This window comes from Mesorhizobium sp. WSM4829, assembly GCF_055811475.1.
In genome coordinates, this window is the sequence record NZ_JBVVQJ010000057.1 from 1 (window position 1) to 21,062 (window position 21,062).

Sequence of the window (21,062 nt, forward strand, 5' to 3'; positions counted from 1 at the left end):
GCCTCGCAGAGTTCCAAGCCATCAAGTACGGAGCCACGCTCGATGTGTGAATCCGATAGGTATAGTGACGGGGAGAAGGGAGCTGAACGCAGCCACGGCTCCATTCTTGCGACGTTGCCAGTTGGCGAAAGCTGTGATGAAGGCGTCCTTCTCCCCGTCTCTATACGGGGAGAAGTGCCCGGCAGGGCGATGAGGGGCAGCGCGACGCCGCGGAAATCCTCCGCAGCGTCACCATCTCTCGATGCTCCCCGCTCTTGTATCCGGCGACGGCACGGGGCAAGGATCGCGACCAACCGATTTGCAACGGAGGCGCAAGACATGTCGCTCAAGGGAAAGACGCTGTTCATCTCCGGCGGGTCGCGCGGCATCGGGCTGGCGATCGCGCTGCGCGCCGCGCGCGACGGCGCCAATGTGACCATCGCGGCCAAGACCGCCGAGCCCCACCCGAAGCTGCCGGGCACGATCTATACGGCGGCTGAGGAGATCGAGCAGGCCGGCGGCAAGGCATTGCCGATGCTGTGCGACATACGCGAGGAGGGGCAGGTGGCCGAGGCGGTCGCCAGAACCGTCGAAAAATTCGGCGGCATCGACATCTGCATCAACAATGCCAGCGCCATCCAACTCACCGGCACGCTGGAAACCGACATGAAGCGCTACGACCTGATGCACCAGATCAACACACGCGGCACGTTCCTGGTTTCCAAAATGTGCATTCCGCACCTGAAGTTGGCCGACAATCCTCACATCTTGAATCTGGCGCCGCCACTCGACATGAAGGCCAAATGGTTCAAGAACCATGTCGCCTATACGATGGCCAAATTCGGCATGTCGATGTGCACGCTGGGCATGAGCGCGGAGTTCGCCAGGGACGGCATCGCCGTCAATTCGCTGTGGCCGATCTCGACGATCGATACGGCAGCGGTTCGCAATCTTCTGGGCGGGGCGACAGTGGCGGCGATGAGCCGTTCGCCCGATATCATGGCCGATGCCGCGCATGCGATCCTGCTCAGGCCGTCGCGCGAAGCGACCGGCAATTTCTACATCGACGAGGAGGTGCTGCGCGCCGAGGGCGTCAGCGATTTTTCGATCTATGCGCCTGACGCGACAGGTCCGCTTGCCGGCGATTTCTTCGTGCCGGACGAGGTGTTTGCGAATTCGAAAACCAACGTGAAAAATATCTACTGACTGGCACCGGCATAGCCCTCGTTTCCCAACCGAAGCCGGAAACAAAAACCCCGCCGGCGAGGGGGTACCGGCGGGGCTCATGTGTCCCGCTGGAGTCGGGACAGGGCAGGGAAGCCCTAGCCAGAATCTGGGGTGGACGACCTCGCGATTCAATGCCTGGTTAAATCGCGACTTACATTCTCCTTCAACCTCGGCTGATTGCCGGAAATTGCCCAACCCGGAGAAACCGGGGTGGGCTATGTCTTCCCGCATAGATTCCAGAAACCAGATCAGGTTTCTGAAACTGCGAGTTAATTCGCGCTGGCGACCGGCGCCACCAGCGAGGTGATGCGGCGGATGGCGACGCGACGGTTCTCGCGCTCCGGCTCCGACGTATCGACCTTGAGATACTCCTCGCCATAGCCCTGTGTCGTCAGGTTCTCCGGCGGGATGCTGAAGGCATTGCTCAGGGCTTCGGCGACCGCCTCCGCGCGACGGTCGGACAGAGCGAGGTTCGCCTCCGGCTTGCCGACGGCATCGGTATGGCCTTCGATCAGGAAGGTTTCCGCCGGGTTCTTTTCCAGCAGCTTCTCCATGGCGCTGGCGACGCCTTCCAGTTTCTGCACCTCGGTTTCGGGGATCGAGGCTGAACCGAATTCGAAGTTCAGCGTGTCGAGGTCGATACGGCGGGCGATGTCGCGCACGCGGGCCGAGCGCTTGACCTCGTCGATCGAGTAGAGGCGCTGCACCCTCTCCACCGGCGGCTGTTCAAGGAAGGCATAGTAGTCGTCCGGATCCTCGACCTCCTCGGAATCCAGAATGTACTCCTCGCGCGGAATGTCGATCCGAATCGGCGGCAGGTCGTCGCCTGGATCGCGCCAATCGCCATCGTCCTCATAGTGCCGTTCGTCGACATAGCTCAGCACATATTCGCGTCCGTCGGGCGCGATGCGTGAACGCTGGACGACATCACCGTAGCGGTTGCGGATGGTGACGATCTGGATACCATTGTCACGCTCGACGATTTCCCGGGTGCGATTGCTCGACAACTCCTCATAGTAGACGTTCCGCGCGCCACGCCGCATGCGCGGCGCATCGTCGCTTTCCACGATCGTCTGGTTGTTGAACTGGAGGATAACACGGTCGCCGAGTTCCCTGACGACGTCGACCCCGCGCGGGCGTTCACGACGGCGGCGAACGTTTTCCTCGTCGGGCGCACGCTCAACGCGTCTTCCCTTTTCCTCCGTCGCCCGAACCATCCTCTCAAGCTTGATCGCCTGCTGGGCCGCCCTGTCATCGGTGGGCGGCGGTCCCTGATCGACCGGAGCCGGCCTCGGGGCTTCCGCCTGTTCGCCGTTCTGCTGCGTCGGCTGTCCACCCGCGTCCTGGCCGCCGGTTTCTTGCGCGTTGTCCCTGCCGCCCCTGCGCTTGCGCACGGCATCCTTCTGGCTGTCGAACACGGGAGCCTCGCCCTGGGCCGGACCTTCGCCTTCGGCGGGCGCGGCCTGCTCGCGCTCGGCGGGCTGCTCGCCGGTTGAGGGCTGCTCGCCTGTCACCGGCTGTTCGTCGATAGGCTTCTTGCGGCGGTCCTTAGCCTGATCCCGGGGCTGTTCGCCCTCGGCGGGAGCCGTTTGCTGGTCGGTCGGAAGCGGCTCGGCCTGCTCGCCGGCTTCCTTGCTGGCTGGCTGTTCGGATGGTGCGGCTTCGATCTGCTGGTCCTGTTCCCGCTTCTTCCTGCGCGGCGTGACCTGCTCGTTGTCATTTGCGGGTGCGACCTCTTCGCCAGGCGCAGCCTGCTCGGCTTCCTGCTGCTGTTGCCGGTCGCGCTTCTTTCTGCGCGGTTCGGGCTGTTCGTCGCTGGCAGGCGCCGCCTGCTCGGCGGGCTTTTCGGCAGGTGCTGCTTCCTGCTGCTGTTGCCGGTCGCGCTTCTTCCTGCGCGGTTCGAGCTGTTCGTCGCTGGCGGGTGCGGCCTGCTCGGCGGGCCGTTCGGCCGGTGCGGCTTCCTCCTGCTGTTGCCGGTCACGCTTCTTTCTGCGCGGCTCGGGCTGTTCGTCGCTCGCAGGTGCGGCCCGCTCGGCGGGTGCGGCTTCCTCTTGCTGTTGCTGCTCGCGCTTTTTCCTGCGCTGACCGCCCTGCTGCTCCTCGCCGGAAGGCGCGGCCTGTTCCTCGCGCTTCTTGCGAGGCTTCTGCTCCGGTTCCGCCTGCGGTGCGCAGCCTTCCGCCGACTCGCCTTCGGGGCAATTCGATTGCACGGGGATCAACGGCGTGGCGGTACTCTGCGGTGGGTCGAACGCGGCGCTGCCCTGCAACGGGAATGCGCCCAACGGCGCGGACGCCATCAGCAGGCCAAGTGCCGTGCCTGCCAGAATCCGTGGTTGGCGTTTCATTAAAAATCCTCCTTTGGCGTCCCATCCCGGCCCAAACTGTTCATCAACCGGATTGGTTCCGGCTAGCGGGCATTAACGGCTACGAAGGGCAATTGGCCGGCGTTTTGAAGGCGACTTCGTGTTATTCCTATGGTGCCGGCCTAGGGGGGCTGGCCGGGTCTGCGTCTGTTGCGGTGCTTGACCTTCACCCTGCCAGGGGCCACATCCCGTCGATGGAAACGCCGTTCTGGAAAACCAAGACGCTCGAGGCGATGACCCCGGCCGAGTGGGAATCGCTTTGCGACGGCTGCGGCAAATGCTGCCTGTCGAAACTCGAGGACGAAGACACCGGCGCGATTTACTGGACGAGCGTCGGCTGCCGGCTGTTCGACGCCGAAACTTGTCGCTGTTCCGATTATGCCAACCGGTTGGCGCGCGTCCCGGACTGCGTCGGTCTGACGCCGCAGAATGTGCGCACCATCAGTTGGCTGCCCAAAACCTGCGCCTACCGGCTGGTCGCCGAGGGCCACGATCTCTACTGGTGGCACAGGCTGGTGTCAGGCAGTGCCGAGACGGTGCATGAGGCCGGCATCTCAATGCGGGGCCGGGTCAGCGCCAGCGAGACCGATCTTGCCGAGCCCGACGACTATTTCGAGCACATGCTGGACGACGAGCCCTAGCGACGGGCCTTCAGGACCCGGAACCGGCTGTCCGACAGCGCGTTTTCTATCCAATGGTTCAGAACCGACCGGATTGTTCAGAACCGGAAGCCGAGAAGACTGCGCAATTGCTTGTTGCTACATGAACCGGAAATGAACGGCCGGTTCGTAGAAAGTTCAGATACGCAAGCGCATTCTCCTCGCCATCGGTAAGACACATTGGTTCGGTCAAAGGCGGGCGGAAGCCCTGAATAAGGAGAGAAGACATGTTCAACACGATCAAGACGGCGGCCCTTTCGGCGCTTATCGGCCTCGGCACGCTTGCCGCCATTCCCGCCACAGCCCATGCAGACAGCATCTACCTCGGCTTCGGCAACGATGACGATCCGCGCGTCGGCGTCTATTCCGGCGATGATGACGATGGTTACTACCGCGAACGCCGCCGCGAACGCGACTGGCGCCGGTCCTGCTCGCCAAACCGTGCTCTCGGCAAGGCAGAGCGCATGGGTCTGCGCCGTGCCCGTATCATCGACGTCGGCCGCCGCACCGTGAAAGTAGCGGGCCGCCAGTATGGCGACCGCGTCGTGGTCGTGTTCGCCAATGAGCGCGGCTGCCCGGTCCTCTACCGGTAAGCGTTCGCACGTTGCCTACCGGCACGGCCTGCCTGGCAGTATGACCTTCTGAGAAGGTCAGCTTTAGGGACATGACCTTCTGCGACGGTCGGTCTGGAGACACGATCTTCGCAGAAGGTCGGTCTGGAGACACGATCTTCGCAGAAGGTCGGTCTGGAGACACGATCTTCGCAGAAGGTCGGTCTGGAGTAGAGCCCCCGAGATAGAAGGGTGCGGCTCGAAAAAACCCCGGAGGACCAGTCCTCGGGGGTTTTTTAATGCAGCAAAGTCAATGTTGCCGGTTACCCGCGCTTCAGCGGGCGGTCACTTCAACTCGAAAGTGACTGTGACCTGCACCGTGTAGGAATTCTCGCCAGCCTGCACCGGAACCGATTCGCGGGCCGCATCAAAGGCCTTGGCGGTCATCGGTATCGGCGGCGGCGCGACGTTCTGGTCGGTGATTTCCAGCACCCGCCCGATGCTGACGCCGGCGGCTTCGGCCAGCGTCCTGGCCTTGGCCATTGCGTCGGCGACCGCCTTCTTGCGGGCTTCGGTGACAGTTGCCGTTGGATCCTCGTTGGAGAACGAGATGCCGCCGCCCTGGTTGACGCCGAGCGATACCGCCTTGTCGAGAATCTCGCCTGTCTTGTCGATGTCGCGGATGCGCACCGAAAGCGTGTTGGTCACCTGGTAGGCGATGAGTTCGGCTTCCTGGCTGCCGTCCGGCTTGTTGGTATAATTGTAGCGCGGGCTGATCTGGATGCCGGCTGTCTGCAGGTCGCGCTCCTTGATGCCGGCCGACTTCATTGCGGCGATCACCGAGGCCATGGCGTCGTTGTTGGCATCGAGCGCGGCACGCGCGGTCTTGGCCTCGCGCATGACGCTGAGCGTCAGCAGCGCCAGATCGGGGGCCGCGGTCGCTTCGCCTTCGCCAGTGACGACGATGCGGGGCGGCGGCGGCGAATCGGCCGCGCCGGCCATCGCCGGAAAAGCGATTGCGGCGGCGAGCGCCAAGGGCAAAAGATGTCTGGTCATAAAAATCTCCTCGGTCTGCGATCCAGTCGCGCTTGTCGACTACCGCATCGGCATAAAAATCGGAATCGATTTTCGGGAAGCTCGATGCGTAGATTCAAAGCGTTAGAGCGTATTTTGTATTTTGCGCGTCTAAGTGGACGCACCTCGCTCTAATGTCTGAATATGGGCTGATTTGGACGATTTCGGCCAGCCCATCCGGAAAGCCTTGTGCGGTTCGGGGAAAAACATTAATCCAGCCGCGTGTGGGGCCTGTAGCTCAATGGTTAGAGCCGGCGGCTCATAACCGCTTGGTTGGGGGTTCGAGTCCCTCCGGGCCCACCAAAAATATTGATTGCATTGCAAAAAATCGGCTTTTGCCCACGCTTTGCCCACGGCATGCACGGCGAGGAAGAAAGCGACGAAAGCCGCTTTGATAAATCGCTTCGAGGTTCTGGCTCACCGCACGACCCGCAAAGTCGCCCGCCGCTTCATCTGATCGCGCTTTTCCTCGCGCCGGTTGATCGCCATCGCAATGTCGACTGCAATTCTTTTTTTGTTAGCCTCGCGCACGTAATCGTCCGTCACCGTCATGGAAGAATGTCCCATCGCTTCCATTATAGCGCGTGCCTGGATGTTGCATTCGGCGAGGTAGGTGCCGAACGTGCGGCGCAGGCCATGAAGCGTATAGCCGTCAGGAATGTCAGCCTGCCGGGCCCAATGCTGCATCATGCCTGTCAGGCTCTTCTCTGAAAACGGGTTGCCATAGCCGTTCTTCAAGACGGTTCCACCCTTCGAGCGGTCAAGTGGGTCTAGCGCTGCCGCCAGCTTGTCCACCACGGGAATGAACATCTCCCTCCCGCCATGGCGGTTACGATTCTTCTTCTGTCGGAAGGCAAACGCCTCGATCAATGCCAAGGAACCATCGAACAGTTCGATCTCTTCAGTCACCAGATCATCCCATTCAAGATCAGCGATGTCCCCTCGTCGGTTGCCGAGCCAGAAACCCAGCGCATAGCAGGTCCGAGCGGGTGTACCGATCGGATGTCTCTCTTCATACTTTTCTCGGATCGCAATTGGCCAAGCCGGGTTCTTGGTCGATTTTGGTATGCGCACGCGAATCGACAACGATGGATCATCCTGCGGCTTTATCCATTTCTCGACTTCGATAGCCACCCAGAGGAGCTTTTTGACGGCTACCAGCATGTGTTTGGCGACGGTGCGGTTTGTCTTAAAGATACCTTCGATGATCGTGCGAAGCCTGTCGGCATCCATGTACTCAACCGGCACATCGCGCCATGTCAGCACATGTTCGGGGTCGACAGGCATATTCAGGAAACGCTCTATCAAGTTGCTGTTCTTGGCCTGGGTAGCCGGATCGAAGTCAGCCCACTCCATCGTGGTTTCAAGTCGCCGTGCTGCGTGCCCGAACGAACGCGACAGGACACGTCCCGACATGTCAATGATTTCCGATTTACCTATGCAACCTTCGACGGCACGTCGGTAGCAGGCTTCAAACGCTTCGTCGCCCGGCTGTCCGGGCAAGGCGATCTGCCGAGCATGGCGATTTGCACGAAAGCGCCAGTACTCCTTGCCGTTGACGACGCGGGAAGAAGCCCCAGGGTAGTCAGGATGTTTAGCCATCAAACGCTCTTTCGAGGCTTCTGCTGGAGTTGCCCACCACCATGCACCTTCTCATGAATTGGATTATGCGAAACGGCCTTGCTTTCCATGCCAACGCGCAGGAGCACCGGGTAAGGGAACCCTCTGCCTTGCTCGATGCCTTCAAAGGTGCGCTTCGATATTCCCAGCACCTTGGCCGCGGCTTCAGCAGTGAGCCCTTCCTTGGCCCGCCAGGCTTTGACTTCTCGCGCCAGTTTCTCATTCTCGTTCATGTCATGCCTTTCGCAGGCAATCTCCATACTACGCCTGCGGCATATACGCAACGAGCGTATTATCTTCTTCTTTCTCTGTCCCGCTTGCTTCTTTCCAGTAGTTCTTGAAGACCGCTACGTTTATCCGGCAACGAGGTGAAAGCTATGTCGAGGGCCACACGATCCCAAACAGCGCGGCTGTTGATGCGCTTGGGCTTCGGCATGCGCCCATCGGCAACCATTTCATCAAAAAGCGTTGTTCCGACACCGATGTAGCGAGCTGCTTCCTCACGAGTTAGACCTCGTGGGGGATATGAGATTGCATCACTCTTCACGGGCGCTGTCTCGCCTCTGAGGTGCCTAGCGTATTGGTGTCGAGCCACAAAACCGCATCCTCCTTGCCGTTCCCAGCGAGTGGTCTTGCCGACTTAGAAGGAGAGGGCCTTAAGCGGAAGCGGTCTGACTAAGTTCGTTCGGCGTAAACTGGCGGCAACGTGTGAACGGGTGGATCACGGCAGGAGAGCTATCGGCGTACGGCTGCGCAATGCATTACTCCCCCCGCCTTCGCCGCCTCAACGGCGCGGGCGCGAATATTCCACAGGCTTATGAGGTCCTAGCGACATTCGCCCGCAAGAGGGCTTGGTCCAAGCCACACACATTTGCGGAGCTTGTCGCGCAGCTGCCGGAACCCCCACCGCTCTTGCTCGAGGACGACCGCAGCCAGGGAGCTTTCGCGGAGATAATGTACCTCGCGGCAGTCAGGATCGATGCCGGCAAGTTCGGGCCATTGGCGCTGTTCGCTTACGAACCGATGCGCTCGCCTGATCCTTTCGACCGGCGGCGCTGGGCTGACACGCTTCTGCTGCTGGACAGGTATGAGGAGGCCGAGCGACTCCTTGCCGCTATCGACGACAAACCTAGCCGCATCTTCGTCGCGCATAGCCTGTCTCGAGCGGTGCTGGGGTTGGGCCGGCAGAAGAAGCCTTAACGCTGTCCCACGAGGCCATCGAAGGCGCCGTTGGAAAGAACACGACATTCCGTTGCAGTTTCCTGATCCAGCGGATCAAGACGAAGCTTGCGCTGGGGCAAGATCCCTTCGGCGACATCGCCGAGGCTTTACGCCTTGCTGAAAACGATCGCCAGCACGAGGAGCTTGATGTGCTGCGAAAACGCGCGAGTGGCGATACCTAGTCCTATTGCAGAACTCGCGAACTCGCAGCCAAACAGGCGACTTCAACCCCCTCAAGCCTTAACACGGCTGAACGGACGACCGCTTTCGGGTTGAGCGCTATCACGTTGAGCGACTGGAAGGCGGCGCATTGCATTAACGGCTGCACTGGGGACGTGGAACCGCTCTTCGTCAGACCTCAAGCAGCGCTCGATCCCGCATTCGTCCTTCGCGATCGAGGAAGAAACGGATGGCCCATATTTGCAGCGGTTTCAGGGCTCGCTTTTGCGCCGCACGGTTTAGAGCTGTGCAGCTATCGATGCATCGGTACCAACAATTGCTTGCGAAAGCTCGCGCGCATACTCCGCGCGGCGGATTTTCGGCTGCCGCAACGCGTAAGAGGGATGATGGAAAAAATAGACCGGGGTATTGGATGATCGTTCAGCGGCGAGAGCTGCGAATGCGCGTTTGGCTTCCGTACCAAACGCAACGATCGCTGCTAGCGTATCGTCTCTCCAGAGCCAATGGTCACGCAGCCATGGCAACAGTTCCGCCCATGTCGGATTTCGCTCTACGCCATTCTGTCCAAACACTGGGCCGGGTATGATGTTGTCACGCGCGATGGCAATTTCGGCGAGCGGCAAATCTTTCAACAAAGAGGCTAGGAAATTGCCCGAGCGGGATGTGGGAGCGAGCGGTGCATGCAATCCGCCATCGGCGGCCTTTTTGGCGCACAGTCCGAGAAACAGTATCTTCTGTTCAATCATCTCGCATTTTGTAAGGCCATAATGGTGTATAAATTCTTTCGAACCTGGTCCACAGGAACTTCTCCGAACTGAATCCCAGTCGAGAAATTGAACTCGTCGCGGCCCGCAACGGCTTGGACTCCGGGTGGCTCGGGTGAGCTATAGGCCAGCATTGCAGACGGCGAGTAACCTGCGCGAAGGAGGCGGAGCCAGTCCGGGGTGCCAGGATAAGGTCTATATTCAAAGGCACTACACCGAAAACGCCCTGAGAGGCCCTCTGTTACCGACCAAAGGGTTTCGATCAATTCCAATGTTGCGCGATGTTCTTCGCGGGTTTCGGTGGGCAAGCCTAGGATGAAATAGCCCTTCACCGAAATGCCGGCGCTGCAGAGGCGAGTGACCACTCGGATGATCTGCGCGACGGAAATTTTCTTGTCGATGTGCTTGAGCAGTCGGTCGCTGCCAGCCTCTATACCGAGAGCAACCTCGCGGCAACCGGACGCCACCATAAGATCAATAGTGTCGTTCGGAACCTTGTCGAGGACGTTGATCCGGCCGGTCGCGTCCCAACGAAGCGGGAGATTGGCTCGGACAAAGGCGTCGAGCGTCCTGACAATCATTTTGGAGTTGGCGAGAAAGAGGTCGTCGACAAATCGTATGCGGGTAACGCCGTATCGATCGCGTATCGTGGCCATCTCGGCGATAAGATTGTCTGGACTTCGCATGCGGATGCTCACATCAGGATTCGCGCTTACTGCGGCGCCGCAGAACGAACAATCGAAGGGGCATCCCCGTGAAGCGACCATGGCTGATTCCAGTTCGCCGGCGTCCGGGTAAGGGTCTTGCGCCAGATACTTGCGATCCAGAAACGGCATAGCATCGATGTCCGGTGCCAGGAGGGCCTTGTCACCGCGCATCTGGGGCATGGTGAGACCGTCACCGTTCCGCCAGCCGATTGAGGGCAGGCTGCTGCGCGACTCGATATCGGCCAAGAGAAGCGGCACCCGGGTTTCCGCTTCGCCGACAACAAGTGCGTCGATACGGGGAATGCCATGATCCTCCAGGATTTCCCGGGGCATTGCTTTCGCCTGATGACCGCCTAACATCACAGAAATGCCTGGATCCAATCCGGCTAGGATTGTGCGGCTATGGCCGTACGTCGGTGCGAGTAGGTTGAATCCCGCCCAGCGGGGTTGCGCGTCGTTGACGATGCCGACCGTCTCCGACAGACTAAGCCCTACCACTTCGCTGTCGAGAAGTCCGACGTTGAAGCCTGTTTCCGCGGCCACGGTTGCGATGTAGCCGAGCCCAAGGGTCGGCAGAGTGAAGTCGTTGACGCGGCGCGTGCGGCCGTAGTCCTTCAACGGCGAATTTACGAGCAGCAGGTCAAGGCGGCCCTCCGCGCCGAGAATGCGCGGATCATTCATGACATTGGCCACAAGCCAGTGATTAGATTCACAGCGTTCATCGCTGTCGCTTCGATGGTTTCTCCGGCATCCAAGGCGATAACGATGTGGCCTTTCGACCGAAGGAACTCCGCACTCTCGGCGAAAAGTGATATTTCTGTTTCGATATCCAATCGGTCCTTGAAGAAATCCGATCGCATGGGTCCGCGTGACAGCCTGCGTTTGGCAAGCTCCATAGCGGTGGTCTCGAGAGCAACTGTTGTAACGCCTCCAAGCAAGGGCGCGTTGCTTGCGTAGACGAAACCCTGGTCAACCCCGGAAATGGGTTGATAAACAAGGCTGGACAGCACGAACCTGTCGAGCAGAAGGTTCTCCATGTTACTTTCGATGAGTTCTGCGCGAGCTGTGGAAAGCGCCAAGCTGAGGGTCAAACCGGGTGTTGCGGAGCTAGCGAGTTTACGTATCAGCGTGTTGAGGGAGGAAGACTCCACATTGCTGAACAGCTTGTACTGCTGTCCTCGATCAGCCAATAGGGAGATGACCTGCGGCAGCAAGCTTGACTTGCCGACACCGCTGGGGCCGTCGAAAGCTACAATCGTGCGACCCATTTCGCTTGCACCCAAGCATGCGTTGCGGAAGAATCAACAGAGAATCATTACTATATACGCGCATTATTAATTGAGAAAACTTGAGAAAAATAGAAGATCAGAGCTGGTCGACTTCACTCTGAAGTGGAACTGGCACATACGGATCCGTCGGTGAATGAAGGAACATTTGCTCAACCCGATGCCCTGCCGCTTCAACTAAAACCCTGGCCATCGCGGGAAGTTCGGTTTTTGCCCGGCGGTGGTCGTCGAGGGCAATGGGCGAAGGGGCTTCGGGCGCATCGATCCGCATCACGTTGTCCTTGCCAACCAGAAGATACGCTTGTCCGAGGGCATTCAGTGATTGGGCCCGCATAGAGCCAAAGTAGATGTCGCGCCATTGTAGGCTCCCACCTTTGGACTTGGCAGCGTCGACCGTGAAAGCGGTCTCTCCACAGCCGAGGCTCAGGATCTGGATATTGGCACGGTCGATGTCGAAACACGCCATCGTATCGACAAGGGCGTTCATCGTCGGGTTGTTTGCCCATAGGCCGCCGTCGACCATCGTGTAGCCGTTGTTGGGAAGGGCCTGAAAGAACGTCGGCGCCGCCGCCGTCGCAAGCCCGACCCGGACCATCCGCTCAAACCGGTCCTTTTTGTAATCGGGATGGTGAGGGGTTTTGTACAACCACGGCTCGCCATAGCGCCCCTCAAAGCTTGGGATCACCAGACGGTTGCGGGCCATCCCGAACGGGGCGTCGTCGAAAATGCGCAGCAGCTCGCTTTCGAGGTTATCGCGGTCATACGCATAGCGGCCGATGCGTCGCGCCTTGCGCAACACGCGCTGGACGGCATTGGGCGGCGGAAAGATCAGACCGCCGCGTTCGACATAGATGTCGCCGATCTCGCGCGCCGTTTTGCCGTGCGAAAGACCCAGCGCGACGATGCCGCCGGTCGAGGTGCCGGCAATCATGTCGAAACACGCAGCAATCGATTTGCCGCCAAGGAAGCGTTGCTCGAGCTCGGCGAGAATGGCTGCGGGCAGGATGCCGCAGATGCCGCCACCGTCGATCGACAGGATGCGGAAGGGCCGGTCCTTCGGCCAAGGGAGCTGTGTACGCCGTTTCTGGGCGGTGCCATCGGAGCGGCGAGGGGGGAGGTAGGTCATCTATTCACCTGCCAGGCGCGGCGGTTCGATATGTTTACCGGTGCCGGTCCACGTTCCGGTGGCGCGCCAGCCTTCATAGGAGGTCAGCCAGTCAATCGTCCACGGCACGGTAGTTTCGGCAACCGACATGAAGGGCGACCATTCATCCGAATCCGGATCGAACATGCATAGCACCACATCGAGCGGGCCGCGGCCGATGTAATAGACGTGCGGCAGCTGGCCTTCCGGATCGCCGCGCCGCGGCCGCAGCGGCGGAGTCAGGATTTTCACCCGCGGCTGCATGCGGCGGTTGTCGAGCTTTTCGATGAGGGAAGGGGCCCGGAACGCGATCTCAACCTGGAAGGTCTGCAGCAGGGGCCGCAACGGCCCCCGCCATGTCGCGGAAGCGCCTTCACGGGTGGCTAGTACCAGCAGCGGCCAACGGTCGGCCATCTCGGCGATCTGGCGCTCGATGGTGTAGGCGGCGGCGGTCAACGCCGTTCCCCCACGTTGGTGTGGGAACTGGCAGCCACCGGCGAGGCAGCGGCGACCGAACTGATAATCGCCGGCGCGGCGGGCACGAACAAGCCGCCTTTGCGGGTGTAACCCTGCTCAAGAGCACGGATGGCATGCCCGGTCCGGTCATTGAAGGTCCGAAGCGTCTTCGAGACAACCCGGTCGCCGAACCGGTTGCGCAGCCAGTCCTGAAGGTCCTCCAACTGCACGTCTCCCTGCTTGATCGCTTGGAGCCCGTCGGCTAGGTCGCGCAGGGCGGCGGCAAACCCGTCCTGCTGCATCTTGTTCTCCGGCCAGCGGTCGGTGAACCGATCCTCATCCCACTCCGGATTGCGGACATCGAGGAGCCGCCCCTGGCGTGATGCCGCCTCGATGGCGCGTGCTGTCCAGCGCGCCTGCCGGATCACCATGTCGGAGAGCAGCATGCCCGGCAGAGCCGCCTTGCCGGCATGACACGACAGCATCACCGACGGCGGGATCCGGCCTGTGGTGGATGCGTAGAGGACATTGCGGAAGCGCTTGATTAACTGCAACGCCACCGTGGCGGTGTTCTTGACGATGAGGGGGGTCTGTGTGGGCACCAGGTGCACGTCGGCATCGGCCATGAATTCGATGCCGTCGGCTTCGTAAAGCCGCTTGTTATAGGCCAGCGCGAACCGCTCCTCCATCGGCGTCCGCGCGTTGTACCAACGACCGAACGCCCAGGCGTTCATCATCACCGGCTTGTGCAGATGGCGCGGCTCGCCCTGCTTGGCATGGAAAATCACACTCTCACGATCCTTGGCGGTCGCGAGGCGGCGAGACGGGGTCAGGTCAACATGCATGTTGTCGGCGTAGCGCAGTGTTATGCAGCGGCTCTGGCGCTCGACCGCCTGCACTGGGTAGTCGGCGACGGCGCTTTCGAGAAGGTCAAGGACCTCCTCGGGCGACATCTCCTCGGGCACGTCGAGTTCGACCACGACATCAAGATCGTACTCGTCGTCGGTTCCCCGCGTCGAAATCGTGGCGTCGATCGTCATTGAACCCTGCGGGTAGAAGCACAAAACTCGGCCGTAGAGCGGACTTTCGGGGCGCTCGACGTGCTTGCGGATCGCTTCGTAGCGGTCGCCGGTCTTGGCATGCAGGCCTGCGGGCAGCTGGACGCTAATGGCCAAGTCGGCCAGGATTGCGTCCAGGGGATTGAGGAAGGGCTCGGCGGGTCCAAGGACCCCAGGAAAGCGTGGCTGATCGTTCATTGCAGGGGTCCTTTTAGGGTTTAGCCTTTCGGCGGATACGGATCGTTGCCGTAGGAGTTGGAGTCACGGATCTGGCCATTCGGGCGGTGAGTGACGACTTCGCTGCGCTGGTTGATGGCGATGTCGCGCGCCGCGCCGATAGCGCCAGCTTGGGTGGAATGTACGGAGGTGGCGCGACTATTTCCGGCGCCGCGAACTGCCCACTGACCGTTGCGAGGTACGACATGTTGATTTTTGCCCATGAAATGCTCCATTAGTTGATGTGTCGACAATATCGTAAAGATAAATCTTACGGACGGTTGCGTCAAGTCCCATATTATGCTGTTGTAGGCTGTGAGCAGACGGCGCGGGCGCGAGAGCGGACGCGCCGCTATGACTCGTGAAAGGACTTGCATGGTGGAATTGGCGGTCAAATTGAAGCAACTGCGAATGCGGAGCGGAAAATCGCTGCAGGAAGTAGCCGACGCCGTAGGAGCATCCAAAGCCCATGTGTGGGATCTTGAGCGAGGTGCGAGCAAGAACCCGTCATTGACGCTCATCAAGAGCCTGGCCGATTTTTATAGGGTGGGTGTTGCCGACCTAGTGGGAGAAAACCCGCAAGCGCCAGAAGAAGATCCTGCATTGGTGGCAATGTACCGCAACCTCACCGAGCTCTCGCCGAGCGATCGTGAAACCATCGCGCTACTGATGGAACGCCTGAAAGCCAGTCGGAAATCATGACGGTTAGCCGAATCGATCTAGCCGATGCGGCCACTCCGGAAAAACTTGTTCTGGAGATTCTCAAGAACGAGCCCGGCCTCGCGATTCCGGTGCCGATTGAGACTCTTGCCCGGCAGCTCGACATTGTCGATATCCTCCCGCTTGAAACCGACGGCTATGAGGGCGGATTGATTACGCCCGTCGACAAGTTCAACGGTTCGATCCTGTTCAACCGGGCTAGCCCGCGGAAGCGCCGCCGCTTCACGATCGCCCACGAGCTCGGACATTTCCTCATGCCATCCCACGTCCCCTCGGCCGAGGGACGATTTCTGTGCCGGTTGCAGGATATGCTAGCGTTGAAAGCCAATGAGGCCGACCGCCGTATGAAGATGGAAGTCGAAGCCAACCGCTTCGCGGCGCATATTTTGATGCCGGCGCCGCCTTTCCGAAAGGATGCGGCGGCGAGCAAGGATCCCGATCTTGGCCACTTGGTCCGGCTTGCCAACAAATACGATGTCAGCAAGGAAGCAGCCAGCCGCTCATATGTCCGCTACAGGGAAGAGCCGGTAGCGGTGATGATTACCCATCAAGGTAAGGTTCTTCGTGTGTACGGGGACTACGCCAAGTTCCCGGGTCTTTGGGCTGAACGGGCCCGGCCGGTTTCTCCCTACTCGCTGCTGCGCAGACGAACCCATCAGGAGGGAGTGCCGAGTGACATCGATGAGACCGATGCCGGGGTATGGATCGACGTGCAGCGGGGCAGCAAACCGCCTGCCCTCTACGAGCAGGTGCTGCTCCAGCGTGATGGGTTCGCGATGATCATGCTTTCGATGAACCCTCTCAATGAGGATGAGGAAGACCCGGAAGATGATTTGACCTCGGCCCAGCGCCTCAGGCGAAGACTGGATCGCTGGTAGACCGATTGCCGTCTCGCGTGCGCAGAATTGCTATCAAAGCCGGCAACCGCAGCGCCGATCGCTCGTGTATTACAAAGTTTATCCTTTATTCACCAATGGCGCTTACGCTCTTGATATGAGCAAAAAAGTCATTTCGTTTCGTCTCGCCGAAGACGACCTGGCCATACTCGATAAGACCGCTCGCCGGTTCAATATGAGTCGATCAGAAGCGCTCAGCGCTGCCCTTCGTTCGTTCGATAATGATTACGTCAACGAAAACGGCACATTCGTGCGGCGCACTCCTTGGTGGCTTCAGACGCTCGGGGACGAAACCAAGTGACGAAATTGGACGTCAATAGGCTGGTCTTGGTCACTGCGCTGATCTTGCTGGTGCTGATTGCCGCGGGATCTGGGTATCGGCTGGAGATCGGACCCTATGGCTTTACTTTCGAACGGGGCAACAACGCGAACACCGATCCGTCTAGCTTGGCCGATACTCCCGCCCTGCCGTCTCAGCCACAATCACCAGGCACGCTGTAGTGAGCGAGCCAACTAAATGGGGGGTGAACCTAAGGCCCCTTTTTCGGGATATCTGGCTCAGTCATCTGCGGAAGTACGCGACCACGGTTCAACTCTAGGTAATTTTTCGAGTGCAGAATATTATGATTTAGGCTCGATGCTGCCGAGCCGAGTTAGGGTAGGGAGGGGAATGCTCATGGATTGGGAGCACTTGCTCAGCAGCGAACGTCTGGGAGACGTTAGTTATCAGGCGAAACCAAATCGCTCCATTTTCGTGCAGGATTACGATCGGATCGTATTCTCTGCGCCGTTCAGGCGGCTTGCAAATAAGACGCAAGTGCAGCCGCTATATGAGCACGATCACGTGCACCACAGACTTATCCACTCCGTTGAGGTTGCGAGCGTAGGCCGCTCGCTGGCGATGGCGATTGGAAACTGGCTCGAGCAGGAGAACGAGATCGAGACCGGCGAGGCGCACAGCCTCGCAAATATCGTGCAGGCGGCATGTGTGGCGCACGACATTGGAAACCCGCCATTCGGTCACTCTGGCGAGGAGGCCATGGGGGATTGGTTTGCCGATCAGTTTTCTCGTTCAAATGAGCTGATAAGCGAGGTCCCGACCGTTAGGCAGCTGGCCTTCAAGCACTTTGAAGGGAATGCACAGGGGTTCAGAATCTTGTGCCGGCTGGAGATGTATCGGAACGATGGTGGAATGCGGCTTTCCAAGGCCACGCTGGGGGCGTTCACGAAATATGCTGTCACAGCATCCACGCGTGAGTCCGCAGCATCCGGGATGGCCGCGGGATATGTGGGTCTCAAGAAGTTCGGTATCTTCGATAGTGAACTCGAATCGTTCCGCAGCGCCGCCAGCACTCTGGGTCTGGTGGTCGAGAATCAAGGCGATAAAACGTGGTGGCGACGTCATCCGCTGGTGTTCGTTGTCGAGGCGGCAGACGATATCTGTTATAATATCGTAGACCTTGAGGATGCTTTTACGACTGGCGAGGTGGGGTACGATGTCGTGAGAGATATACTATACGAAGCAGCTGGGAAGCCAAACAGAGATGTTTCCGCATATACCGAGGCCGAAAACATCGCGATGTTGCGTGCTATCAGCATCGGGAAGGCCGTCGAGAGTTGTGTGGAGGCATTCAAAGAAAATTACGCCGCAATCATGGCCGGGAGTTTCTCAGGATCACTTGCAGAGATCTGCAGTATGAAATCATTATTCGAGCGGATGAAGAGGGTCTCCAAAGACGAGGTCTTTACAGCCCGCCGGAAGACCGAGCTAGAAATCTCTGGACGCAAGATCATATGGAATGTGATGACGGGGACATTGCCCGTCTATGAAGATCTTAGGCGATCCGGCTGGAAGGGGGCAGGATTGACGGCCCATTCCTGCCACTTAGTCAGAGCTTTGGGACTTGATCTGAGGAATATAAATACTTCGGAAGACGCGCTTCATGCGCTCGCGGATTTTACGTCAGGAATGACCGATCGTTACGCACTCCGCATTTCGAGGATGCTCTCAGGAACTTGACCCATTGATTGCGCGAAATTCGTCGTTTGCGACCCACCAGGAGACCGGAGCGGCTGATTGCATTTAGCTGCTGGGCGTCGGCCAGCTTCCGGCCCCGAATCGTAAGAAGCGCGTCAGGATTCAGATGCCTTAGAGCCGGGTTTTCGCGGAGACTGACGGTTCCACGGACGCCCAGTCGGTGTTAAGTTTTGCTTATTAGTGGAGCGCCCGAGCCGGATCTGAACGATTTGGCCGTGTGTCGGCCGCGCTGCCTGCGATAGGTATATGCGCGAGGTTCGCTCAATACCAACCAGGTCGATCATTTCCGGGCGCAATATCTCGTTGTCCGGTAACGCTTCGGCATCTTCGAGATCGATCGTGAACACCATCGCAACGCCGTGCATGCGCACGAGCAGGCCAAGCAGTTTGTCATCTTCGATCACTGGCCCGATCGAAACGGCACGCCGGCCCAAAGGCCCCTCATGCGCTTCTTGGATGATCGGCACGCTCAGCGCCATCAGACTGCGCGGTGCCGACGAAGCGAGTTCCGCCACGATCCGTTCTATTGGTGGCTGGTAGTCCCGGAAGCGTTGCTCGGGCGTGCGAAACTCGATCTGCGACGCGTAAAGGCTCGCTAGTGTTTTCATCGCCCATAGCTCGAGCGCATGTCCGGAGGCAAGGAAATATCTGCTCTGGCGGGAAAGCGAGCGTCGCTGCGCGTGATCGATCGCCGCCTCGATGGCGAGAAAGAACCGAATCGCATGAGCATCGAGTGGCGACAACGCGGAATTATGTCGCCGACAGAGTATCCGCGCGACAAGATTGTCCGGAGAATAATGAGCGACTTCCTCGTGTTGCCAAGGCAATCCGCGTACTCTCAGCTCGGGCCCGTCAATGAGTCCGCGCGAGATATAGTGTTCACGGCTCAGGCCACCCCCGCAATCGCGTGCGGCCGCCATATAGCAATTCGTCTGCGCCTCGCCCGATTTTGGTGGACGCGGCACAAGCGATCCGATCGTCATAGCAGGCCGCCCGCCAACCGAGAGGCAACAGGCTCCAAACTCTGCGCCGCTACCGCATGGGCATTGGTCGGTCCGCTTCCACGGAAATCCGTATCCGTTGGTGGGCGGTCTGGCCATTACTGCGCCGTCCTTTCAATGATATTCCAGTTGAGGTCGCACCTTCCGACCGGCACTCGCGACAAGCCGCGCGTGGATGTCCGCCAAAAGGTCTCCGATCAATGCCTTCCACTCGGCGCCGATATCCCGCTCCTCACCGACCATCTCACCATTCACGGCCTGGTCCTGATCGGTGGAAATCCCGTTGGTTACGAGCGTCCTGCGATCACATCAAGAGACGTAGTCGTAATTTGCCTCCCCGAAATTCTCCATCAAGCGTCCGATGCGAGCGATCTGACCTGACGTTTCAAGTGTGGCAGGTACCTGGGCGTAAAGGTCGAAGCTGTTCCAATTCATCTTCGACAGGCCAAGAATCTCAGTGGCCAACGTCTGCAGGTCGGTCGAGCCTGCGTGACGGCGGATGCGGAGCGGTGCCGGGATGCGGCGCTTTCCCTGATAATAACGCCAGTTACTGCGTATCGCCGTCGCACTGCCATGGACCCAAAGCAAGGCTTCTTGGTCGCCGATGGGAATGACGGTGCCGCGAGCCACCGCGAAACCATCGACCTCAAGGCGACCCGGCCGGGCAGATGACCGTTGACGGCAATACATAGCGAGTCATCGCACCCAATCGTAGGTGAGCCGCATTCATGATCAGGCCGGGCCGCAAGATGCTAAGGCGGGCAAGGGCGTCAGGCTGGTTGTTCCAACGCTTCTTTCCTGGACCGGCTCAGCCGTCATTCACGACATTAAAGGTGAGGAGTGGCAGTTGACGGCCGGCTGGCGGTCGAAGTTCTCGTACTGCCTCCTGTTCAACCCGACCGATCTGAGATCGGCTCGCTATAATCCGCTGCTGGAAGTCCTCAAAGGTCCAAACGAGGTCCGCGACGTCCAGAACATCGCCGACATCCTCGTCGACCCCGGGGGGCGCTGGAACGGCGCAACCACTGGGAAAAGACGAGTCATTCCCTCTTGGTCGGCGCCACCCTGCACGTGCTCTACGCCGAAGAAGAAAACACGCTCGTCCGTGTCGCCACCTTCTTGTCGGACCCACAACGCCCCTTTGCCGCGACACTGCAGCGGATGATGACCACCAACCATCTAGCCGCTGCCATAGGCCTTGCCTTACAGCAGTGGATTGCCGGGCTGGTGCTCTGGATCCCCGACCACACGCTCGCGGTCTTCGCAGCTCGCCGCGAGCCTGACTTCGCAAACGTGTTTGTCCGCCACCTTCGCCTGAAGGGTTGGCTCGCATGCTGAATCTTTCAGAATATCACGGCAAAGCCGACCGGCTTGCCGATCATCTGCCTTGGGCCGCACTCGTCGCGCCCGGCATCGTCCTCAACAAGGACGGCAGCTTTCAGCGCACCTTTCGGTTCCGCGGCCCCGATCTCGAAAGCGCGACTGAAGCCGAACTTGTAGGCATGTGCGCGCGGGCAAACAATGCGCTGAGAAGGCTTGGCTCTGGGCATTGTTCTTTGAGGCCGAGCGCATCGAAGCGCTGGGTTATCCGAACTCCCATTTTCCCGACGCGGCCTCATGGCTAGTCGATGAAGAACGGCACGGCGCTTTCGAAGGCAAAGTCGCGCATTACGAGAGCAGCTATCATCTGACCTTGCTGTTCATGCCGTCGCCGGACAGCCAAGCGCGTGCGGAAAGCGCGCTCGTCGACTCGCATCATTCCGAAGGCGAGACAGACTCATACGTTCGTAGGTGAGACGATGGGGACTATCGCTCGCGCGCCTCGGGGATCGCGGGAGTTCTACTGGGACGTCCTTTTCTGCCCGACGACGGTGGCGGGATGACCTACGCCCATTTGGTCGT

Annotated in this window: 26 protein-coding genes, 1 tRNA gene and 2 pseudogenes; 14 read left to right on the forward strand and 15 right to left on the reverse strand. The window is 59.7% G+C overall.

The genetic code is table 11. The annotated features are described in order from the left end of the window. Positions 1 to 318 precede the first annotated feature (318 nt). A complete protein-coding gene (locus tag AC0L17_RS31885) occupies positions 319 to 1,185 on the forward strand; it encodes an SDR family oxidoreductase (RefSeq protein ID WP_287073548.1) in 867 nt (288 codons plus the stop codon). A 290-nt stretch (positions 1,186 to 1,475) separates the two neighbouring features. On the opposite strand, the gene AC0L17_RS31890 is transcribed toward AC0L17_RS31885, so the two are convergent. After that, the gene (locus AC0L17_RS31890) at positions 1,476 to 3,551 is read right to left on the reverse strand and encodes an OmpA family protein (RefSeq protein ID WP_473518681.1); all 2,076 of its coding nucleotides are present in this window, start codon (positions 3,549 to 3,551) and stop codon (positions 1,476 to 1,478) included. Between the two features lie 212 nt (positions 3,552 to 3,763). Between AC0L17_RS31890 and AC0L17_RS31895 the strand changes: the two genes are divergently transcribed. Beyond that, on the forward strand, positions 3,764 to 4,210 hold the full coding sequence (locus AC0L17_RS31895; protein ID WP_091595075.1) for a YcgN family cysteine cluster protein: 447 nt from the start codon (positions 3,764 to 3,766) through the stop codon (positions 4,208 to 4,210). A 245-nt stretch (positions 4,211 to 4,455) separates the two neighbouring features. Further along, positions 4,456 to 4,821 carry a hypothetical protein gene (locus AC0L17_RS31900; RefSeq protein WP_287299340.1) on the forward strand — a complete coding sequence of 122 codons (366 nt, stop codon included), beginning with the start codon at positions 4,456 to 4,458 and terminating at the stop codon, positions 4,819 to 4,821. Between the two features lie 303 nt (positions 4,822 to 5,124). On the opposite strand, the gene AC0L17_RS31905 is transcribed toward AC0L17_RS31900, so the two are convergent. Next, on the reverse strand, positions 5,125 to 5,835 hold the full coding sequence (locus tag AC0L17_RS31905; RefSeq protein WP_027151186.1) for an SIMPL domain-containing protein: 711 nt from the start codon (positions 5,833 to 5,835) through the stop codon (positions 5,125 to 5,127). A gap of 245 nt (positions 5,836 to 6,080) precedes the next feature. Between AC0L17_RS31905 and AC0L17_RS31910 the strand changes: the two genes are divergently transcribed. After that, a tRNA-Ile gene (locus tag AC0L17_RS31910) sits at positions 6,081 to 6,156 on the forward strand. A 114-nt stretch (positions 6,157 to 6,270) separates the two neighbouring features. Here the strand turns inward: AC0L17_RS31910 and AC0L17_RS31915 are convergent. The 3 genes from AC0L17_RS31915 to AC0L17_RS31925 are packed head-to-tail and all read right to left on the reverse strand — an operon-like array spanning position 6,271 to position 8,020. After that, complete coding sequence (locus AC0L17_RS31915; protein WP_473518682.1) at positions 6,271 to 7,455, reverse strand: tyrosine-type recombinase/integrase; 1,185 nt, start codon at positions 7,453 to 7,455, stop codon at positions 6,271 to 6,273. Continuing rightward, a complete protein-coding gene (locus AC0L17_RS31920) occupies positions 7,455 to 7,706 on the reverse strand; it encodes a helix-turn-helix domain-containing protein (RefSeq protein WP_473518683.1) in 252 nt (83 codons plus the stop codon). Before AC0L17_RS31920 ends, AC0L17_RS31915 begins: the two co-directional genes overlap by 1 nt. Positions 7,707 to 7,765: 59 nt before the next feature. Beyond that, a complete protein-coding gene (locus tag AC0L17_RS31925; RefSeq protein ID WP_473518684.1) occupies positions 7,766 to 8,020 on the reverse strand; it encodes a helix-turn-helix transcriptional regulator in 255 nt (84 codons plus the stop codon). 407 nt (positions 8,021 to 8,427) lie between these two features. On the opposite strand from AC0L17_RS31925, the gene AC0L17_RS31930 reads away from it, so the two are divergent. Then, on the forward strand, positions 8,428 to 8,673 hold the full coding sequence (locus AC0L17_RS31930; RefSeq protein ID WP_473518685.1) for a hypothetical protein: 246 nt from the start codon (positions 8,428 to 8,430) through the stop codon (positions 8,671 to 8,673). A 479-nt stretch (positions 8,674 to 9,152) separates the two neighbouring features. Here the strand turns inward: AC0L17_RS31930 and AC0L17_RS31935 are convergent, their stop codons facing one another. From AC0L17_RS31935 to AC0L17_RS31965, 7 genes are all read right to left on the reverse strand, one after another. Next, complete coding sequence (locus AC0L17_RS31935; protein WP_473518686.1) at positions 9,153 to 9,620, reverse strand: uracil-DNA glycosylase family protein; 468 nt, start codon at positions 9,618 to 9,620, stop codon at positions 9,153 to 9,155. Beyond that, the gene (locus AC0L17_RS31940; protein ID WP_473518687.1) at positions 9,617 to 11,026 is read right to left on the reverse strand and encodes a B12-binding domain-containing radical SAM protein; all 1,410 of its coding nucleotides are present in this window, start codon (positions 11,024 to 11,026) and stop codon (positions 9,617 to 9,619) included. Before AC0L17_RS31940 ends, AC0L17_RS31935 begins: the two co-directional genes overlap by 4 nt. Beyond that, positions 11,023 to 11,613 carry a dTMP kinase gene (locus AC0L17_RS31945; protein WP_473518688.1) on the reverse strand — a complete coding sequence of 197 codons (591 nt, stop codon included), beginning with the start codon at positions 11,611 to 11,613 and terminating at the stop codon, positions 11,023 to 11,025. Before AC0L17_RS31945 ends, AC0L17_RS31940 begins: the two co-directional genes overlap by 4 nt. Before the next feature lie 97 nt (positions 11,614 to 11,710). Continuing rightward, on the reverse strand, positions 11,711 to 12,757 hold the full coding sequence (locus tag AC0L17_RS31950; protein WP_473518689.1) for a CBASS cGAMP-activated phospholipase: 1,047 nt from the start codon (positions 12,755 to 12,757) through the stop codon (positions 11,711 to 11,713). Continuing rightward, a complete protein-coding gene (locus AC0L17_RS31955) occupies positions 12,758 to 13,231 on the reverse strand; it encodes a type II CBASS E2 protein (protein ID WP_473518690.1) in 474 nt (157 codons plus the stop codon). Continuing rightward, a complete protein-coding gene (locus AC0L17_RS31960) occupies positions 13,228 to 14,487 on the reverse strand; it encodes a nucleotidyltransferase domain-containing protein (RefSeq protein WP_473518691.1) in 1,260 nt (419 codons plus the stop codon). Before AC0L17_RS31960 ends, AC0L17_RS31955 begins: the two co-directional genes overlap by 4 nt. Before the next feature lie 20 nt (positions 14,488 to 14,507). Beyond that, positions 14,508 to 14,729, reverse strand: coding sequence for a DUF2188 domain-containing protein (locus AC0L17_RS31965; protein ID WP_441338644.1), 222 nt, complete (start codon positions 14,727 to 14,729; stop codon positions 14,508 to 14,510). Between the two features lie 151 nt (positions 14,730 to 14,880). Between AC0L17_RS31965 and AC0L17_RS31970 the strand changes: the two genes are divergently transcribed. The 5 genes from AC0L17_RS31970 (at position 14,881) to dgt (ending at position 18,141) form a co-directional block, all read left to right on the forward strand. Then, a complete protein-coding gene (locus AC0L17_RS31970; protein WP_473518692.1) occupies positions 14,881 to 15,207 on the forward strand; it encodes a helix-turn-helix domain-containing protein in 327 nt (108 codons plus the stop codon). Beyond that, complete coding sequence (locus tag AC0L17_RS31975; RefSeq protein WP_258121959.1) at positions 15,204 to 16,103, forward strand: ImmA/IrrE family metallo-endopeptidase; 900 nt, start codon at positions 15,204 to 15,206, stop codon at positions 16,101 to 16,103. The genes AC0L17_RS31970 and AC0L17_RS31975 overlap by 4 nt, the downstream gene beginning before the upstream one ends. Before the next feature lie 64 nt (positions 16,104 to 16,167). Further along, positions 16,168 to 16,422 (forward strand): ribbon-helix-helix protein, CopG family, encoded by a 255-nt coding sequence (locus AC0L17_RS31980; protein ID WP_473518693.1) that lies wholly within the window; start codon positions 16,168 to 16,170, stop codon positions 16,420 to 16,422. Next, on the forward strand, positions 16,419 to 16,622 hold the full coding sequence (locus AC0L17_RS31985) for a hypothetical protein (protein ID WP_258121961.1): 204 nt from the start codon (positions 16,419 to 16,421) through the stop codon (positions 16,620 to 16,622). The genes AC0L17_RS31980 and AC0L17_RS31985 overlap by 4 nt, the downstream gene beginning before the upstream one ends. Positions 16,623 to 16,797: 175 nt before the next feature. Beyond that, positions 16,798 to 18,141: a dGTP triphosphohydrolase gene (dgt, locus tag AC0L17_RS31990; protein ID WP_473518694.1), complete on the forward strand. Its 1,344-nt coding sequence runs from the start codon at positions 16,798 to 16,800 to the stop codon at positions 18,139 to 18,141. A 113-nt stretch (positions 18,142 to 18,254) separates the two neighbouring features. On the opposite strand, the gene AC0L17_RS31995 is transcribed toward dgt, so the two are convergent. From AC0L17_RS31995 to AC0L17_RS32005, 3 genes and pseudogenes are all read right to left on the reverse strand, one after another. Beyond that, positions 18,255 to 19,142: a hypothetical protein gene (locus AC0L17_RS31995; protein WP_473518702.1), complete on the reverse strand. Its 888-nt coding sequence runs from the start codon at positions 19,140 to 19,142 to the stop codon at positions 18,255 to 18,257. Positions 19,143 to 19,163: 21 nt separating this feature from the next. Further along, positions 19,164 to 19,259 (reverse strand): annotated as a pseudogene (locus AC0L17_RS32000) (SEC-C metal-binding domain-containing protein); the annotation flags it as partial. A gap of 210 nt (positions 19,260 to 19,469) precedes the next feature. Further along, complete coding sequence (locus tag AC0L17_RS32005) at positions 19,470 to 19,790, reverse strand: hypothetical protein (RefSeq protein ID WP_473518695.1); 321 nt, start codon at positions 19,788 to 19,790, stop codon at positions 19,470 to 19,472. 85 nt (positions 19,791 to 19,875) lie between these two features. Between AC0L17_RS32005 and AC0L17_RS32010 the strand changes: the two genes are divergently transcribed. The 4 genes and pseudogenes from AC0L17_RS32010 to AC0L17_RS32025 all read left to right on the forward strand — a co-directional run bounded on the left by AC0L17_RS32010 (position 19,876) and on the right by AC0L17_RS32025 (position 21,043). Further along, complete coding sequence (locus AC0L17_RS32010) at positions 19,876 to 20,325, forward strand: type IV secretory system conjugative DNA transfer family protein (protein WP_473518696.1); 450 nt, start codon at positions 19,876 to 19,878, stop codon at positions 20,323 to 20,325. Further along, on the forward strand, positions 20,280 to 20,498 hold the full coding sequence (locus AC0L17_RS32015; protein WP_473518697.1) for a hypothetical protein: 219 nt from the start codon (positions 20,280 to 20,282) through the stop codon (positions 20,496 to 20,498). The genes AC0L17_RS32010 and AC0L17_RS32015 overlap by 46 nt, the downstream gene beginning before the upstream one ends. After that, positions 20,492 to 20,937, forward strand: a pseudogene (locus AC0L17_RS32020) (conjugal transfer protein TrbE); the annotation flags it as partial. The gene AC0L17_RS32015 and the pseudogene AC0L17_RS32020, both read left to right, overlap by 7 nt. Next, positions 20,888 to 21,043, forward strand: coding sequence for a non-canonical purine NTP pyrophosphatase (locus tag AC0L17_RS32025; protein WP_083918691.1), 156 nt, complete (start codon positions 20,888 to 20,890; stop codon positions 21,041 to 21,043). The pseudogene AC0L17_RS32020 and the gene AC0L17_RS32025, both read left to right, overlap by 50 nt. The last annotated feature ends 19 nt before the right edge of the window (positions 21,044 to 21,062 follow it).

Coding starts and splice junctions, on each gene's coding strand:
- AC0L17_RS31930 (WP_473518685.1), top strand. CDS start 8,428: ATGTACCTCGCGGCAGTCAGGATCGATGCCGGCAAGTTCGGGCCATTG.
- AC0L17_RS31960 (WP_473518691.1), bottom strand. CDS start 14,487: ATGAACGATCAGCCACGCTTTCCTGGGGTCCTTGGACCCGCCGAGCCC.
- AC0L17_RS31885 (WP_287073548.1), top strand. CDS start 319: ATGTCGCTCAAGGGAAAGACGCTGTTCATCTCCGGCGGGTCGCGCGGC.
- dgt (WP_473518694.1), top strand. CDS start 16,798: ATGGATTGGGAGCACTTGCTCAGCAGCGAACGTCTGGGAGACGTTAGT.
- AC0L17_RS31975 (WP_258121959.1), top strand. CDS start 15,204: ATGACGGTTAGCCGAATCGATCTAGCCGATGCGGCCACTCCGGAAAAA.
- AC0L17_RS31950 (WP_473518689.1), bottom strand. CDS start 12,757: ATGACCTACCTCCCCCCTCGCCGCTCCGATGGCACCGCCCAGAAACGG.
- AC0L17_RS31895 (WP_091595075.1), top strand. CDS start 3,764: ATGGAAACGCCGTTCTGGAAAACCAAGACGCTCGAGGCGATGACCCCG.
- AC0L17_RS31900 (WP_287299340.1), top strand. CDS start 4,456: ATGTTCAACACGATCAAGACGGCGGCCCTTTCGGCGCTTATCGGCCTC.
- AC0L17_RS31945 (WP_473518688.1), bottom strand. CDS start 11,613: ATGGGTCGCACGATTGTAGCTTTCGACGGCCCCAGCGGTGTCGGCAAG.
- AC0L17_RS31965 (WP_441338644.1), bottom strand. CDS start 14,729: ATGGGCAAAAATCAACATGTCGTACCTCGCAACGGTCAGTGGGCAGTT.
- AC0L17_RS31915 (WP_473518682.1), bottom strand. CDS start 7,455: ATGGCTAAACATCCTGACTACCCTGGGGCTTCTTCCCGCGTCGTCAAC.
- AC0L17_RS31890 (WP_473518681.1), bottom strand. CDS start 3,551: ATGAAACGCCAACCACGGATTCTGGCAGGCACGGCACTTGGCCTGCTG.
- AC0L17_RS31905 (WP_027151186.1), bottom strand. CDS start 5,835: ATGACCAGACATCTTTTGCCCTTGGCGCTCGCCGCCGCAATCGCTTTT.
- AC0L17_RS31970 (WP_473518692.1), top strand. CDS start 14,881: ATGGTGGAATTGGCGGTCAAATTGAAGCAACTGCGAATGCGGAGCGGA.
- AC0L17_RS31940 (WP_473518687.1), bottom strand. CDS start 11,026: ATGAATGATCCGCGCATTCTCGGCGCGGAGGGCCGCCTTGACCTGCTG.
- AC0L17_RS31995 (WP_473518702.1), bottom strand. CDS start 19,142: ATGACGATCGGATCGCTTGTGCCGCGTCCACCAAAATCGGGCGAGGCG.
- AC0L17_RS31935 (WP_473518686.1), bottom strand. CDS start 9,620: ATGATTGAACAGAAGATACTGTTTCTCGGACTGTGCGCCAAAAAGGCC.
- AC0L17_RS31920 (WP_473518683.1), bottom strand. CDS start 7,706: ATGAACGAGAATGAGAAACTGGCGCGAGAAGTCAAAGCCTGGCGGGCC.